Source organism: Cupriavidus sp. 96C5-1, assembly GCF_057798855.1.
Window position 1 is genome coordinate 43,955 of sequence record NZ_JBYOJU010000010.1, and the last position, 14,663, is coordinate 58,617.

Below are 14,663 nucleotides of genomic sequence, written 5' to 3' on the forward strand. Positions count from 1 at the left end.
ATACGCTTTGCGTATGAAAGCCCCTCCTACCACGCCCGCGAAAGCCGCGGCGCCGCGTGCTGGCGTCCTCCCGACGTCATCCTCGACCGACCGCGTCGAGCTGATGCAGACCTTCGTGCGCATAGTCGAAGCCGGCAGCCTGTCGGCAGCCGCTGCGCAGATGGGGACCACGCAGCCCACGGTAAGCCGCCGCCTGCAGATGCTGGAGCGTTCGCTGGGCCTGCGCCTGCTGCAACGCTCGACGCATGCCATGAAACTCACCGAGGATGGCGAGCGTTGCTTCGAGCGCGCCAAGGAACTGGTCGCCGGCTGGGCGGCATTCGAGTCCGACCTGCGCGGCGCCGGCGACGAGCCCGAGGGCACGCTGCGCGTGTTCGTGCCGCATGCATTCGGCCAGCAGCACCTGGTCGGGCCGCTGGCGGACTTCCTCAACCGTCACCCGCGGGTGAGCGTCGAATGGCTGCTGCATGACAGGACACCGGATTTCATCGCCGAAGGCATCGACTGCGCCATCCACGTGGGCGAGGTAAGCGACCCGTCGGTGGTGGCGATCCGGCTGGCCGAAGTCCCCCGCATCGTCGTGGCCGCCCCCGCCATGCTGCAAGGCCGCGCCTTGCCCGTGGATATGGACGAACTCGCCGGCCTGCCCTGGCTATCGCTGCGCACTTTCTATCGCAACGAGGTAGCGCTCACGCATACGGTCACCGGCGAAACCCGGCGCCTCGCGTTCCGCCCGCGCGTGTCCACCGATAGCCTTTACGCCTTGCGCAGCGCCGCGGCCATGGGGCTGGGGGTCTGCGTAGCCTCGGCGTGGATGCTGGCGGACGACCTCGCGCAAGGCCGGCTGCTCCACCTGGTGCCGCAGTGGCAGGCGCCGCCGCTGCCGATGTACCTGGTCTACCCGTATGCGCGCTTCTATCCGGCCAAGCTGCGCCGCTTTGTGGAGACGATGCGGCAGGCCGTGCCCGCGGCGATGGCGGGGACGGCCGCGCAGGCAGGATAGCTAGCCACGATCGCTTGCATCCAGGGGTTGATGGATTCCCATATTTGAGATATTTTCCCCAATATGAAAAACCCAAACCCCGACGACGACGCCACGCTCGACCGCCAGATCGCCCAGCGCCTCAAGGGCCTGCGCGCCGAGAGAAGCTGGTCGCTGGATGAACTGGCGAAACGCAGCAGCGTCAGCCGCGCTACCCTGTCCCGGCTGGAAAACGCGGAAGCGAGTCCGACGGCGAGCGTGCTGGGCAAGCTCTGCGCCGCCTACGGCCTGACCATGTCGCGGCTCATGCGCATGGTGGAAGACGACTTTGCCCCGCTGATCCCCCGCAGCGGGCAAACCCTGTGGACTGACCCGGAAAACGGCTTCCGGCGGCGCTCCGTGTCGCCACCGGCAACGACCCTGGCCGGCGAGGCCCTGGAGTGCGAACTCGGACCGGACACGCGCATCGCCTACGACGGCACCCCCAGGCCAGGACTGGAGCATCACCTGCTGATGATGGAGGGCGAGCTGGCAGTCACCGTCGACGGGCAAACCCATCACCTGCGGCCCGGAGACTGCCTGCGCTACCAGCTCTTCGGCCCGAGTGCCTTCGCTACCCCTGCGCAGTCGGCAGCCAGATACCTCCTGTTTATCGTGTGAGACAACATGGGCATAGACACGCAAGCCACCCTCTCGCTCCTCCCGGCGGACCAGATCGCATGCCATCTTGGCGAACTGGCGGCGCTGCTGCACGCCTGCGTGCGGGACGGCGCCAGCATCGGTTTTGTGCAGCCGTTCACGGCGGGCGACAGCGAGGCCTTCTGGACGGGCAATGTGCTGCCGGCGGTGCGGGGCGGCGCCCGGCTGCTATTGGTTGCGCGGCAGGGCGGCAGGATCGCGGGATCGGTACAGCTGGACTACGACACGCCCCCCAACCAGCCTCACCGCGCCGAAGTCCGCAAGCTGCTGGTCCACCCCGATCATCGCCGCCAGGGTATTGCGCAGGCATTGATGGCCGAACTCGAGCGCCTGGCAAGGCAGCGCGGGCGCAGCCTGCTGACGCTGGACACGCGCACCGGCGACAAGGCAGAGCCGCTCTACGCCTCGCTAGGCTACGTGGCCGCCGGCGTCATTCCGGGCTACTGCCGCGCCCCATCCGAAGACCGGCTGGATCCGACCACGATCATGTACAAGGCGCTCTGACCGGATCGCGGCCCCTTCAGAGCGAATCGGGCACTTTCTCCAGGTCTTTCATCCACACCACGGACTCCGAGTCGCTGGGCGCACGCCAGTCGCCGCGGGGCGACAGCGAGCCGCCCGAACCCACCTTGGGCCCGTTCGGCACGCAGGAACGCTTGAACTGGCTGGTGCGGAAAAACCGGTCGAGGAAGATGCCGAGATTGCGCTTGATGTCCGCCACCGTGTATTGGTTGCGGGTCACGTGCTGGCCATCCGGCCAGTTGCCCTGCTCGCGATCGCCCCACGCGGCGAGGGCGAGGAAGGCGATCTTGGTGGGCGTGAAGCCGAAGCGCAGCGTGTAGTACAGGTTGAAATCCTGCAACTCGTACGGACCGATGAAGTGCTCGGTCTTCTGCTGGGGTGCATTGGCCGAATCGCCCGGCACCAGCTCGGGGCTGATCTCCGTCTCCAGCACATCGATCAGCACGTCCGAGCCGGCATCGCCGATCTGCCCGGTCTCCGCCACCCAGCGCACCAGGTGCGAGATCAGCGTCTTCGGCACGCTGCCATTCACGTTGTAATGCGACATATGGTCGCCCACGCCATAGGTGCACCAGCCCAGCGCCAGTTCGCTCAGGTCGCCGGTGCCGATCACGATGGCATGGCTGGAATTGGCGAAACGGAACAGGTGGTTGGTGCGCTCGCCGGCCTGCACGTTCTCGAACGTCACGTCGTAGACGGGCTTGCCGGATGCGTAGGGGTGCTCGAGATCCTTGAGCATTTCAAGGCAGCTCGGCCGGATGTCGATTTCCTTCGCGGCGCAGCCGACCACTTCCATCAGCTTCCTGGCCTGGAGCAGCGTGCGGTCGCTGGTGGCGAAACCGGGCATGGTGATGCCGATGATGTTGGTGCGGGGCAGCTTCAGGCGGTCCATGGCCTTCGCGCATACCAGCAGAGCATGCGTCGAATCCAGGCCGCCGGATACGCCGATCACCACCTTGGAAATGCCGCTGGACGACAGCCGCTGCACCAGCGCCTGCACCTGGATGTTATAGACCTCGCTGCAACGCTCGTCGCGCCGCCTTGCGTCCGCCGGCACGTAGGGGAACCGCGCAATCGCCCTGCGCAGGGGCAGGGCTTGGTCCGCCGCCGTCTCGAGCACGAAGGGAACGACCCTGAACTTCGCGACCTCCGCGCCATGCCGCCGGACCGAGTGGCCGAACGTGGTCTGGTGCATGCGCTCGCGCGACAGGCGCTCCAGGTCGATATCGGCAAAGGTCAGGTGCGCGCTGTCGGCGAACCGTTCGGACTCGGCCAGCAGGTCTCCGTTCTCATAGATCAGCGCCTGCCCGTCCCATGCCAGGTCGGTGGATGATTCGCCCTTGCCGGCCGAGCTGTACAGGTAGGCTGCCAGGCACCGCGCCGATTGCTGGCTGACCAGCTGATGGCGATAGCCGGACTTGCCGACGACGATATTGGACGCGGACAGGTTGACGAGCACGGTCGCGCCCGCCAGCGCCGCGAACGACGACGGCGGCACCGGCACCCAGACATCCTCGCAGATCTCGACGTGGAAGCGGAAGAACGGAATGTTCTGCGCTTCGAACAACAGGCCGGCGCCGAACGGCACCTTGCTGCCGTTGAGCGTCACCTCGCTCGCCGTGGCGTTGTCGGCCGAGCTGAATTGCCGCGCCTCGTAGAATTCCCAGTAGTTCGGCAGGTAGGTCTTGGGAACGACGCCCAGGACCCTGCCACCCGCCACCACTGCCGCGCAGTTGAACAGCAAGTGTTCGACCCGCAGCGGCAACCCCACCACCAGCGTGGTGGGGATCGTCCTGGAGGCCTCGACAATCTCCGACAGTGCTGCCTCGCAGGCATCGAGCAAGGCCCGCTGATGAAAAAGGTCGTCGCAGGTGTAGGCCGACAAGCCGAGTTCCGGAAAGGCCACCAGCGCCGCGCCCTGGGCGGCGGCGTCCCTGGCCATCGCGATGGTCCCGGCCGCATTGAAGGCGGGATCGGCCACGCGGCAAACAGGCACGCCGACCGCCACGCGCGCGAACCCGTGGGAGTAGAGATTCAGGAAGGTATTCGGTAACTTGCTGGTCATGTCAATTATCCTTGCGCCGCCACGGCAGGGCGGTTCAGCGCGGCAAACGCCGGGGGCTGAAGTTGGTCAAGCAGTACATGACGCAATTCTACGATGCGCACCCTGTCCTTGCCCGGGCCTGCGCCGCGGCGCAGCGGCTTCGCGTGCTTGTCCGGCGCGGGCCATCGCGCCGCAAGCCGCGCCGGTGACCTGCACCGTCGCCGTGCGGGCAGGGCGGGACATGGGCTGCGGCGGCACGTCGGAAGTCAGGCCGGACGGGCCGGCCAGCGCCGGCCAGCGCCGGCCAGATACGCCAGGTGATCCGGTCGCCTGTTTTGCGCCGCGTTGCAAATGGTTCGGCTAGTCTTCGGTTTCCCCGCCGCCCAGCAGGCGGGCGATCTTGTCGGCCGCGGCCGGGGCGAACTGCAGCACGCACTCCCGCGTCAACGCGAGCGTGTACGAGAAGGCCATCGCGCGATCCTCGAAGGTGCGCTTGAGCATGAAATGCGCGGCGGGCACGGCGCCATCGGCCAGCCTGGACAAACGGACCAGTGCGCCCCAGTTCCCGTCCTCCACCCGCAGGATATCCACTTCGATGGCATATCCCGCCTCGATATACGTCCTGGCCGGTCCAGCCAGCCGGCGTTCCGGTTTGTCGAGCCCCATCTCGTTCCTCCACGATTCGAGCCATGCTTTACGTCGCCATGCCCGTTGCCGGGCATGGCAATACCGGTCCGTGGCGGCGGGCTCCCCCCGCTGCCACGGCCGTACTGCTTGCGTGTCAGGCACGCACTGCGCCGGCCAACCGGTTCGCTGCCGGCGGCGGCGCGCTGGACTGGCGCACGACCAGGCCACCGGGAAAGCACAGGCGGAGCGGCGCCAGCGCCGGTTGCGACAGCCTGGGCATGACCCGGCGCACCATCGCCGCAGCCATGAAGCCCGCAATCTTGTTCGACCGGCTCACGGTGCGGCCGGTGGGCATGACAAAGGCGATGCGCCGGTGTCCCGGCCCGGCCGGACGGGAAGCCGCCAGGTGCCCGGCCTGGAAACTGTCGGGCGCAGCGTGGTCGATGCGGGCCGGCACGTCCCGGCCGGCGCCGCCGTCATAGCTCGCCATCGCCAGTCCCTGCCGCGCAAGCGCCGCGAACTGCGGCTCGCCGGTCAGCGGCGGCACGGTGATCACGCCGTGCACGCCGAAGGACAGCAGATCGTCGAGCATACGCGCTTCCTGCTCATAGGCAAGTACCGGCCAAAGCAAGCACGGTCCGGCGGGCGGGCAGGCGCCCACGCCTTGCCGCGCGGAATTCGACAGCAAGACGCGGAGTGATGCATGTCCGATTCTCGTCTAGAGTTTGCTCGTCGACACACCCCAAAGGAGAAAAGCATGACAGCCGCACGGCATTCGCCCGACCAGGACAGGCTCGCCGCGCTTCCCTTGCGCGATGCGGTAGCAAACGCCGGCATGCTCGCAGCCGGACCGGCCGAAATTGACCGGCACGTCGACGCGCTGGCCTGGGACGAGATCGCGCGGGACCTCGACCGTCAGGGCTGGGCCCTCGTCCCGGGCCTGCTGGCCGCGCACGCGTGCGCTGCGCTGGCCGCGCTCTACCCGCGCGACGATCTCTTCCGTTCGCGGGTGACGATGAGCCACCACGGTTTCGGCCGTGGCGAGTACAAATATTTCAGCTATCCCCTGCCCGGCCTCATCGAAGGCCTGCGCGGCGCGCTCTACCCGCATCTGGCGCCGCTTGCCAATCGCTGGAACCAGGCCATGGGCATCGACGTGCGCTACCCGGCCCGGCACGCGGATTTTCTGCGCCGCTGCCATGATGCCGGGCAGGCGCGGCCCACGCCGCTGATCCTCCAATACGGGCCGGACGACTACAACTGCCTGCACCAGGACCTGTATGGCGAGCATGTCTTCCCGATCCAGGTGGCCATCCTGCTGTCCGAACCGGGCCAGGACTTTAGCGGCGGCGAGTTCGTGCTGACCGAGCAGCGCCCGCGCATGCAGTCGCGCGCCGAGGTGGTGCCGCTGCGCCAGGGCGACGCGGTGGTGTTCGCAGTGAACCAGCGCCCGGTGCAGGGCACGCGTGGCAGCTACCGGGTCAAGCTGCGCCATGGCGTGAGCCGGCTGCGCTCGGGCCAACGGCATACGGTGGGGATCATCTTCCACGATGCTGAATAAGGCATGTGGAAAGAGGAAAAAAAGGGAAAAAAGGGGCCCGCGCGGCACCCGTGGAATTTGACCGCAAGACCCGGAGTGCGCAGCCCGCGGCATCGGCTTACAGTGAGCACCATGAAACGCCAGCAAACACCACGCAGGATGACCGCCATGCAAACGTCCTCCACCTCCACCTCCGCCGAGCACGACCCGCGCTGGGCGCGCGTACTTGCACGCGACCCGGCGGCCGATGGCGCCTTCGTCTATGCCGTGAAGACCACCGGCATCTACTGCCGGCCAAGCAGCCCGTCGCGCCTGCCGCGCCCGGAGAACGTGGAGTTCTTCGACACGCCTGCTGCGGCCGAAGCCGCCGGCTACCGCCCGAGCAAGCGGGCGGTAGCCGATCAGACGACGATGGCGGCGCAGCATGCCGCCATCGTCGCCGAGGCCTGCCGGTGCATCGAACGCGCGGACAACCCTCCCACGCTGGACGCACTCGCCGCGCAGGCGGGCCTGAGCCCCTATCACTTCCACCGCGTCTTCAAGGCGGTCACCGGACTCACGCCCAAGGCCTACGCCGACGCGCACCGCGCGCGCAAGCTGCGCACGCGGCTGGGCCGCAGCGGCTCCGTCACCGAGGCCATCTACGACGCAGGTTTCAACTCGAACAGCCGCTTCTACGAGGCTTCGGACCAGATGCTTGGCATGACGGCCAGCCGGTATCGCGCCGGGGGCGCCAACACCGATATCCGCTTTGCCGTGGGGGAGTGCTCGCTCGGCTCCATCCTGGTGGCGCAAAGCGAGCGCGGCGTCTGCGCGATCCTGCTGGGCGACGATCCCGACGCGCTCGCGCGCGAACTGCAGGACCAGTTCCCCAAAGCCAACCTGATCGGCGGGGATGCCGGCTTCGAGCAGTTGATCGCCCGGGTGGTGGGCCTGATCGAGGCGCCGTCGCTGGGCCTGGACCTGCCGCTGGATGTGCGCGGCACCGCCTTCCAGGAACGCGTCTGGCAGGCGCTGCGGGAAATCCCCGCCGGCACCACCGCCAGCTACGCCGAGATCGCCGCACGCATCGGCGCGCCCAGGGCCATGCGGGCGGTGGCGCAGGCCTGCGGCGCAAACCATATCGCTGTGGCCATCCCCTGCCATCGCGTGGTGCGCAGCGACGGCCAGCTCTCGGGCTATCGCTGGGGCGTGGAGCGCAAGCGCGAACTGCTGGACAGGGAAGCGCAGCCGTGAGCCGGACCTGCGCGCCAGCCGTTCATCAATCGTCGAAGTCCCACATCCGGTGCAGATCCAGACGCAGCCGGCTGTCGGCCTCCAGCGCATCGACCAGCGCCACGCGTTCGGCCAGGGTGGTGTCGGCCAGCGCGCGGCGGATCATCAGCAGCTCGCCCAGGCCGGTTTCACCTGCCGTATAGGCGCGCGCCGTACGCGCCGCGGCGCTGCGCTGCAGTGCCAGCGCCTCGGCCTGCGCGAGGGCGGCGGCCCGCTTGCCCTCCAGCCCGCGGTACAGCACCTCGAACTCGGCGCCGATGCGGCGCTCCACCGCCAGGCGGCGGCGGGCGGCGGCTTCGGCATCCGCCGCGGCCGCGAGCGCCGCCGAACGCCGGTGTGCCGAGCCAAGCGGCATGCTGACGCTCACGCCGGCAATCCGCTCGGCGCCACCCCGCTCGACCGTGACGAACATGCCCACGGTCGGGTCAGGCCTGCGCTCCAGGTCGGTGCGCCTGGCTTGCCGCAGTGCCTGGGTCTCCTCGGACTGGGCAAGGCGAAATTCATGGCTGTCCTCCACATAGCGGCTGCGCAGCGCTTCGGCCGGATCGTCGGGCAAGCCGTGCGGGCGCATGTCCGCGGGCAGGGCGCCAGGCGCGCCCAGCCCCGGAAAGCGCGCGCGCAGTTCGGCCTGCGCCGCCGCTTCCGCCGATCTGGCGCTGGCCAGCGCGGCGGCGGTACGGGCACGCTCGGCCAGCGACAGCTCGTGGTCCATGCGCGCCGCGTCGCCAGCCTGCACGCGCCGCGCGGTGATGGCGGCCAGTTCCGCGGCGAGGCCGTCGTTGCCCTGCGCCGCCAGCCGTACCTGCTGCGCGCGCAGCGCCCCGAACCACAGCGCCAGGATCTGCCGCGAGACCTCGTGGCGCGCATCCATCACGGCAAGCTGGCCGGACTCCACGGTGGCGTCGGCCAGCGCACCATCGGCGTCGGCCTTGCCCCACAGCCGCAGCGGCCGCTCCAGTGCCAGTTGCCCTTCGGCATGCCGCTCGGATGGGGAGCGTACCTGGCGGCCTTGCCCGATCGCGCGCACCACGGTCTCGGCGGTACCGGCGCGGATGCCGTCCGCGCGGGCCAGCACCGCATCGCGGCGGGCTTCGGCCATCTGCACGTCCGGCGACTGGCTGACCGCGTCGCGCACCACGGCTTCTGCAGGCAGCATGCCCGTGCCGGCCGGCGTGGCAACCTGCGCCAGCGCGGTGCCGCTGATCGCGGCGATTGCGGAGATTGCGGCCAGTACGGCAAATGCCGGCGCCGCACGCATTGCGTTCTTACTGTTTACGCGGCTCATTGCGCCACTCCTTGTTCCATGTGGCCTTCCTGTTCCTGGCGCGCGCGCGCCACGCCGAAGCGCTCGAACAGGAGCGGCAACAACAGCAAAGTCAACGCCGTGGAGCTGACCAGCCCGCCCGAGACGACGATGGCCAGCGGACGCTGGATTTCCGAGCCAGGCCCGCTGGCCAGCAGCAGCGGGATCATCCCCAGCGCGGTAATGCAGGCGGTCATCAGCACCGGCCGCAAACGATCCCGCACGCCTGTGCGCACCGCCTCGGCCACGGCATGCCCCGCCTCCAGCAAGGTGTTGAAATGCGAGACCAGCACCACGCCGTTGAGCACGGCAATGCCCAGCAGCGCAATAAAGCCCACCGAGGCTGGCACCGAGAGATATTCGCCCGCCCCCCGCAGCGCCGCGATGCCGCCCACCAGCGCGAACGGAATATTGGCGATGACCAGCACTGCCTGGCGGATCGAGTGGAAGGTCAGGATCAGCAACAGGAAGATCGCCCCCAGCGCCAGCGGCACCACCAGCGCCAGACGCGCGGCGGCGCGCTGCTGGTTCTCGAACTGTCCGCCCCAGACCACGCGCAGGCCCTTGGGCAGTCCGGCCAGGGCGGCCACCGCGGTCTGCGCTTCCTGCACGAAGCCGGTCAGGTCGCGCCCTTCCACGCTGACCTGGATCACCGCGAAGCGGCCGCCGTCTTCGTGGTTGATGCGCACGGGCCCTTCCACGCGCCGCACCTGCGCCAGCGAGGTGAGCGGCCAGGGCTTGCCGTCCGGCGCCGTCACCTGCAGGCTGGTGAAGCTCTCCGGCGTCTGCCGCAGGCTGTCGCCGCCGCGCAGGATCAGCGGCGTGCGCACGGTGCCCTCCGGCACGATGCCGATGCGCTCGCCTTCCACCTGCGCGCGCAGCAGTGCCTGCAGCGCATCGCCGGAGAGGCCGGCGCGGCCGACCGCGGCGCGGTCCAGCGCGAGCGTGAGGTACTGCACGCCCTCGTTGCTGGGCGCAATCACCTCGGCCGCGCCGGGGATCTTGCGCACGCGCGCGGCGATGGCCTGCGCTGCGGTATCGATGGCGCCGAGATCGTTGCCGAACACCTTGATCGCCACGTCGCCGCGGGTGCCGGTCAGCATCTCCGAGACGCGCATTTCGATGGGCTGGGTGAAGCCGTACACCACGCCGGGGAAACGCTCCATGACGCGGCGGATGGCGACGGCAATGTCTTCCTTGCTGCCGCGCCACTGGTCCTTGGGCTGCAGTACGAGGAAGGTATCGGTCTCATTGAGCCCCATCGGATCGAGGCCGAGATCGTCCGAGCCGGAGCGCGCCACGATGGAGCGGATCTCCGGCACTTCGGCCAGCAGCGCCTGCTGCACCCGCAGGTCCAGGTCCACCGAGGTAGCCAGAGAGACCGATGGCGCCTTCTGCAGCTGCACGATCAGGTCGCCCTCGTCCATGGTGGGCATGAAGGTCTTGCCCACCGACAGGTAGAGCGCCACGGCCAGCACCAGCGCCGCGCCGGCGGTGGCGAAGACTGTGCGGCGGTGCCGCGCGCTCCAGTCCTGCAGTTGCGCGAATCCGCTCGCCACCTTGCGCATCAGGTAGGGCGTCTCGTCCGCGTGGGCGCGCAGCAGCAGCGAGGCCAGCGCCGGCACCACGGTGAAGGCAATCACCACCGAGGAAGCCAGCGCCAGCACGATGGTCAGCGCCACCGGCCCGAACAGCTTGCCCTCCAGGCCCTGCAGCGACAGCAGCGGCAGGAACACGATGGCGATGATCGACACCCCCGCCAGCATCGGCACCGCCACGCTGGCCACCGCGTGGCGGATCACCGCGCCGCGCAGCGAGGGATCGCGCTTGTGCTCGTGCGAGCGCGCCAGCGCCGACTCGATGTTCTCCACCACCACCACCGCCGCATCCACCAGCATGCCCAGCGCGATCGCCAGTCCGCCCAGGCTCATCAGATTGGCGGTCAGGCCCACGTAGCGCATCAGCAGGAAGGTCGCCAGCATCGACAGTGGCAGGGTTGCCGCCACCACCAGCGCCGCGCGCAGGCCGCCCAGAAACAGGTACAGCGTCACCACCACCAGCAGACTGGCTTCGACCAGCGCCCGCACCACGGTATTGGCCGCGCGCGTGACCAGTTCGCCCCGGTTGTAGAACACGTGGGTGGACATGCCCTTGGGCAGCTGCGGTCCCAGTTCGTCCAGCCTGGCCTGCACGGCGCCGACCAGTTGGCGGGCATCCGCCCCGCGCAGCGCAAGCACCAGCCCCTCGACCGCTTCGCCGTGGCCGTCCTTGCTGACCGCGCCGTTGCGCGTGGCCACGCCGAGCCTGACGGTGGCCACGTCGCCCACGGTGACGAGCGGCATGCCTGCGCTCGCGCCCGGCGCGCCAATGACGATCTGCCGCAGGTCTGCCACGCCGCGCACGCCGCCTTCCACGCGTACCACCCAGTTCTCGTCGCCCTGCTCCACCCGGCCGGCGCCGTCGTTGCGGTTGTTGGCGTCGAGCGCCTGGCGCAACTGTTCCAGCGTGACCGCACGGGCGCGCAGGCGCGCCGGGTCGGGGATCACTTCATAGCTGCGCACCTCGCCGCCCAGCGAATTGACATCGGCCACGCCGGGCACCGTGCGCAAGGCCGGGCGGATCACCCAGTCCAGCACGCGGCGGCGCTCCGCCAGCGAGAAGGCATCGCCTTCCACCGTAAACATGAACATCTCGCCCAGCGGCGTAGTGATCGGCGCCAGCCCGCCGATGGCGTTGGGCGGCAGGTCGCGCATCAGGCCGGAGATCCGCTCCGATACCTGCTGGCGGGCCCAGTAGCTGTCCACGCCTTCCTCGAAGTCGACCGTCACGTCGCTGATGCCGTATTTCGATACCGAGCGGACGATGGTCTTGTGCGGAATGCCGAGCAGTTCCTGCTCGATGGGGGTGGACACGCGCTGCTCGACTTCCTCCGGCGTCATGCCGGGGATCTTCAGGATGACCTTGACCTGGGTGGGGGAAATATCCGGAAACGCATCGATCGGCAGTTTCAGGTAAGCCCATGCCCCGGCCACCGCCAGCACGCAGGCGGCAATCAGCACCAGCGCCCGCTGGCGCAGGGAGAATTCAATCAGGCCGGCCAGCATCACTCGCCTCCCGCCAGCATGCCCTTGAGCGCGCCCACGCCGGCAACCGCCACCCGCGTACCGGGCGGCAGCGCGCCACGCACGGTCGCCGCGGCGTCGTCCACGGCCTCGACCACCACGGTCTGGTAGCGCGCGCCGGCCTGGGTCGCCACGAATACGCCGGGCGTGCCGCGCCAGTACGTCAGCGCGGCAGCGGGTATCCGCACGCGTCCCGCGCCGGCGGCATTCGGCCCGCCACGCAAGTGCACGATCACATTCACGCTTTCGCCTGCCTGCAGGCTGCCGCGCTTGTCCAGCGCCACGCGCACGCGCACGGCGGCGGTACCATCGCTGGCCGGTACCACGCCGGCCACCTGGCCGGTGGCGCCGCGCTGGCGCACTTCCACGCGCTCGCCGCCGGTCGGGGCTGGCACATCGCGGCCGACCAGCAAGTCCAGTTCCAGCGCGTTGGGATCGACAATGCGGAACAGCGGCGCCGCTCCGTCCACGCGCGTGCCGGGTACGGCGTTCACCTCGGCGATCAGGCCCGAGCGGCCGGCAACCAGCTGCGGCTCGCCCGAACCGGCGAACACGATGCCCGCCGAGGCCATCTCCGCCTCGCGCGCGCGCACCATGGCCGCTGCCTCCGCCGCGCGCGCCTGGGTGGCCTGCCAGCGGCTGCCGGCAATGATGCCGTCGTCATGCAGGCCGCGGTCCCGCGCCAGCGCCAGCCGCGCCAGGTTGGCCTGCGAACGCGCCTCGGCCAGCGCGCGCCCGGCCTCGAACAGCTGCGGGCTGGCGAAGCTCGCCAGCGGCTGGCCGGCGCGCACCGCCTGGCCGATCGAAACCAGCACGCGCGAGACCATGCCGGCATAGGGTGCCGCCACCAGGTACTGCGCATCGGGCTTGAGCACCACGCGCCCGCTGGCGCCGATCTCGAGCTGGGCGGCGCCGGCTACCGGGCCAAAACGTACGCCCAGCGACTGTGCCTGGGCAGTGGACAAGGCCAGCGCCTGCGCGCGCGCCGGGCCCACGGAAAACAGCGTCGACGCGATCAGCGCGCCAACGTAAAACGTGCGACGGGAAAACATGCCTGACTCCAAAGCAGGATAAAGGCGCCCGGCGTGCCGTGATCAAGCGCGATCAGGCCCGCGAGCGTGCACCGCCGGCGTGGCCGGCAGGGGAATCAGGAAGCGAAGGGAGGCGCGAGCGCCGGAGGCGGCCTGCTGCCGCCGCTGCGCCAGCGAGGCGGCGTGCGCTCGCGCCAGGGCAGGCGCCGGGGCGCCTGCAACGGCGGAACGGCAAGCAGCAGGAATGCAAAGACCAGGCCGATCAGCACATCGGCGGCAGCCTGCACGTGGAGGGAGAAGGCGATGGGGCCGATGGCGGTCTGCACATCGACCTCGGGAGGCTCGACCGCGACCAGCGCGCTGCCGGCGTGGCCGGCGGGAGTGGAAGCGGAAGGAGAATAAGAATTAACCGCACCTGGCAGCGCTGTGTGCACATGCAGGCCGTGGAGTTTGGGAGTTCCGAGATGGCCGTGCAGAAGCGGGGTGAGGAGCTGCATTGCGAACAGCAATATCAGCAACGCTCCCCTGCAGAAGGAGGGGCGGTCTGCGCGAAACATGGCGCGATTGTAGCTGAAAACACGGCGCTGGCGCACCTCGCGTATGGGCCGTGTGCGGCCGTGTACGATTTCCCGGCGATCCGCAGGGCGGCCGCCATCCCCCCGCTCACTTCACCGCACCCACCGTGAAGCCCGCCACGAAGCGGTCGACGAACAGGTTGTAGAGCACCGCCACCGGCAGGCTGACCACCAGGCAGGCGCCCATCAGCGAGCCCCAGAAGTAGACATCGCCGCGCACCAGGAAGGTCGGTACGCCGACACTCACGGTGTACTGCGAGGAACTGGTGATAAAGGTGAGCGCGTAGACGAACTCCTGCATCACCAGGGTCAGCGTAAAGATGACCACGGTCAGGATGCCGGCCGACGACAGCGGCACCACCACCTTGAAGAAGGCGCCGAAGCGGCTTAGCCCGTCCATCATGGCCGCCTCCTCGATATCGCGCGGCACTGCCTTGAAGAAGCCCATCATCAGCCAGGTGCAGAACGGCACGGTGAAGCTCGGATACACCAGCACCAGCGACCACAGCGAATCCTGCAGGCCAAGCGAGCCGATGATGCGCGAGAACGGAATGAACAGGATGGTAGGCGGGATCAGGTAGGTCAGGAAGATGGCAATGGCCAGTTGCCGCCCGCGCCGGCCGGACAGGCGGGCCAGGCTGTAGCCGGCCGGCACCGCCAGCAGCAGGGTGATGGCCACCACCGCCGCGCCGACCAGCAGCGTGTTGCCGAGCCAGCGCAGGTACCGCGTCTCAAGGAACAGCACGCGCAGATTGTCCAGGGTGGGCGGCATATTGAACAGGAAGGGGTTGTTGGCCGCGTTGATCAGGTCGTGGATGTCCTTGAAGGTGGTGATCAGCATCCAGCCAAAAGGAAAGGCGCAGAACACCGTGAACGCGGCCAGAATCGCCACGTGGCCGCAGCGCGCGCCCCAGCGCCGCCATTGGTGCACGGCTGCAGGCAT

The 14,663-nt window shown here is 69.1% G+C and carries 13 protein-coding genes; 5 read left to right on the top strand and 8 right to left on the bottom strand.

What is annotated here, in order from left to right; translation table 11 throughout:
- The first annotated feature begins 13 nt into the window (after nt 1–13).
- From AC3FOF_RS13810 to AC3FOF_RS13820, 3 genes are all read left to right on the top strand, one after another.
- A complete protein-coding gene (locus tag AC3FOF_RS13810; RefSeq protein WP_488726904.1) occupies nt 14–1,003 on the top strand; it encodes a LysR family transcriptional regulator in 990 nt (329 codons plus the stop codon).
- Between the two features lie 63 nt (nt 1,004–1,066).
- Complete coding sequence (locus AC3FOF_RS13815) at nt 1,067–1,642, top strand: helix-turn-helix domain-containing protein (RefSeq protein ID WP_488726905.1); 576 nt, start codon at nt 1,067–1,069, stop codon at nt 1,640–1,642.
- A gap of 6 nt (nt 1,643–1,648) precedes the next feature.
- Nucleotides 1,649–2,185: a GNAT family N-acetyltransferase gene (locus AC3FOF_RS13820; protein ID WP_017229041.1), complete on the top strand. Its 537-nt coding sequence runs from the start codon at nt 1,649–1,651 to the stop codon at nt 2,183–2,185.
- Nucleotides 2,186–2,201: 16 nt separating this feature from the next.
- Here AC3FOF_RS13820 and AC3FOF_RS13825 read toward each other — a convergent pair whose 3' ends face one another.
- From AC3FOF_RS13825 to AC3FOF_RS13835, 3 genes are all read right to left on the bottom strand, one after another.
- Nucleotides 2,202–4,268 (bottom strand): NAD(+) synthase, encoded by a 2,067-nt coding sequence (locus AC3FOF_RS13825; protein ID WP_488726906.1) that lies wholly within the window; start codon nt 4,266–4,268, stop codon nt 2,202–2,204.
- 339 nt (nt 4,269–4,607) lie between these two features.
- Nucleotides 4,608–4,913, bottom strand: coding sequence for a hypothetical protein (locus AC3FOF_RS13830; protein WP_276265875.1), 306 nt, complete (start codon nt 4,911–4,913; stop codon nt 4,608–4,610).
- 115 nt (nt 4,914–5,028) lie between these two features.
- Nucleotides 5,029–5,466, bottom strand: a complete 438-nt coding sequence (locus tag AC3FOF_RS13835) for a type 1 periplasmic-binding domain-containing protein (RefSeq protein ID WP_488726907.1) — start codon at nt 5,464–5,466, stop codon at nt 5,029–5,031.
- A 243-nt stretch (nt 5,467–5,709) separates the two neighbouring features.
- Here AC3FOF_RS13835 and AC3FOF_RS13840 point away from each other — a divergent pair, with 243 nt between their 5' ends.
- Both AC3FOF_RS13840 and ada read left to right on the top strand, forming a co-directional pair.
- Nucleotides 5,710–6,435: a 2OG-Fe(II) oxygenase gene (locus tag AC3FOF_RS13840; RefSeq protein WP_035814718.1), complete on the top strand. Its 726-nt coding sequence runs from the start codon at nt 5,710–5,712 to the stop codon at nt 6,433–6,435.
- Between the two features lie 147 nt (nt 6,436–6,582).
- Complete coding sequence (gene ada, locus AC3FOF_RS13845; protein ID WP_488726908.1) at nt 6,583–7,650, top strand: bifunctional DNA-binding transcriptional regulator/O6-methylguanine-DNA methyltransferase Ada; 1,068 nt, start codon at nt 6,583–6,585, stop codon at nt 7,648–7,650.
- 25 nt (nt 7,651–7,675) lie between these two features.
- Here ada and AC3FOF_RS13850 read toward each other — a convergent pair whose 3' ends face one another.
- The 5 genes from AC3FOF_RS13850 to AC3FOF_RS13870 all read right to left on the bottom strand — a co-directional run bounded on the left by AC3FOF_RS13850 (nt 7,676) and on the right by AC3FOF_RS13870 (nt 14,663).
- The gene (locus AC3FOF_RS13850; RefSeq protein ID WP_488726909.1) at nt 7,676–8,974 is read right to left on the bottom strand and encodes a TolC family protein; all 1,299 of its coding nucleotides are present in this window, start codon (nt 8,972–8,974) and stop codon (nt 7,676–7,678) included.
- Nucleotides 8,971–12,096, bottom strand: a complete 3,126-nt coding sequence (locus tag AC3FOF_RS13855; RefSeq protein WP_488726910.1) for an efflux RND transporter permease subunit — start codon at nt 12,094–12,096, stop codon at nt 8,971–8,973. The genes AC3FOF_RS13850 and AC3FOF_RS13855 overlap by 4 nt, the downstream gene beginning before the upstream one ends.
- Complete coding sequence (locus AC3FOF_RS13860; protein WP_488726911.1) at nt 12,096–13,166, bottom strand: efflux RND transporter periplasmic adaptor subunit; 1,071 nt, start codon at nt 13,164–13,166, stop codon at nt 12,096–12,098. The genes AC3FOF_RS13855 and AC3FOF_RS13860 overlap by 1 nt, the downstream gene beginning before the upstream one ends.
- 95 nt (nt 13,167–13,261) lie before the next feature.
- The gene (locus AC3FOF_RS13865) at nt 13,262–13,738 is read right to left on the bottom strand and encodes a hypothetical protein (protein ID WP_488726912.1); all 477 of its coding nucleotides are present in this window, start codon (nt 13,736–13,738) and stop codon (nt 13,262–13,264) included.
- A gap of 70 nt (nt 13,739–13,808) precedes the next feature.
- A complete protein-coding gene (locus tag AC3FOF_RS13870; protein ID WP_017229817.1) occupies nt 13,809–14,663 on the bottom strand; it encodes a carbohydrate ABC transporter permease in 855 nt (284 codons plus the stop codon).

Coding starts and splice junctions, on each gene's coding strand:
- AC3FOF_RS13810 (WP_488726904.1), top strand. CDS start 14: ATGAAAGCCCCTCCTACCACGCCCGCGAAAGCCGCGGCGCCGCGTGCT.
- AC3FOF_RS13815 (WP_488726905.1), top strand. CDS start 1,067: ATGAAAAACCCAAACCCCGACGACGACGCCACGCTCGACCGCCAGATC.
- AC3FOF_RS13820 (WP_017229041.1), top strand. CDS start 1,649: ATGGGCATAGACACGCAAGCCACCCTCTCGCTCCTCCCGGCGGACCAG.
- AC3FOF_RS13825 (WP_488726906.1), bottom strand. CDS start 4,268: ATGACCAGCAAGTTACCGAATACCTTCCTGAATCTCTACTCCCACGGG.
- AC3FOF_RS13830 (WP_276265875.1), bottom strand. CDS start 4,913: ATGGGGCTCGACAAACCGGAACGCCGGCTGGCTGGACCGGCCAGGACG.
- AC3FOF_RS13835 (WP_488726907.1), bottom strand. CDS start 5,466: ATGCTCGACGATCTGCTGTCCTTCGGCGTGCACGGCGTGATCACCGTG.
- AC3FOF_RS13840 (WP_035814718.1), top strand. CDS start 5,710: ATGCTCGCAGCCGGACCGGCCGAAATTGACCGGCACGTCGACGCGCTG.
- ada (WP_488726908.1), top strand. CDS start 6,583: ATGCAAACGTCCTCCACCTCCACCTCCGCCGAGCACGACCCGCGCTGG.
- AC3FOF_RS13850 (WP_488726909.1), bottom strand. CDS start 8,974: ATGAGCCGCGTAAACAGTAAGAACGCAATGCGTGCGGCGCCGGCATTT.
- AC3FOF_RS13855 (WP_488726910.1), bottom strand. CDS start 12,096: ATGCTGGCCGGCCTGATTGAATTCTCCCTGCGCCAGCGGGCGCTGGTG.
- AC3FOF_RS13860 (WP_488726911.1), bottom strand. CDS start 13,166: ATGTTTTCCCGTCGCACGTTTTACGTTGGCGCGCTGATCGCGTCGACG.
- AC3FOF_RS13870 (WP_017229817.1), bottom strand. CDS start 14,663: ATGCCTGCAGCCGTGCACCAATGGCGGCGCTGGGGCGCGCGCTGCGGC.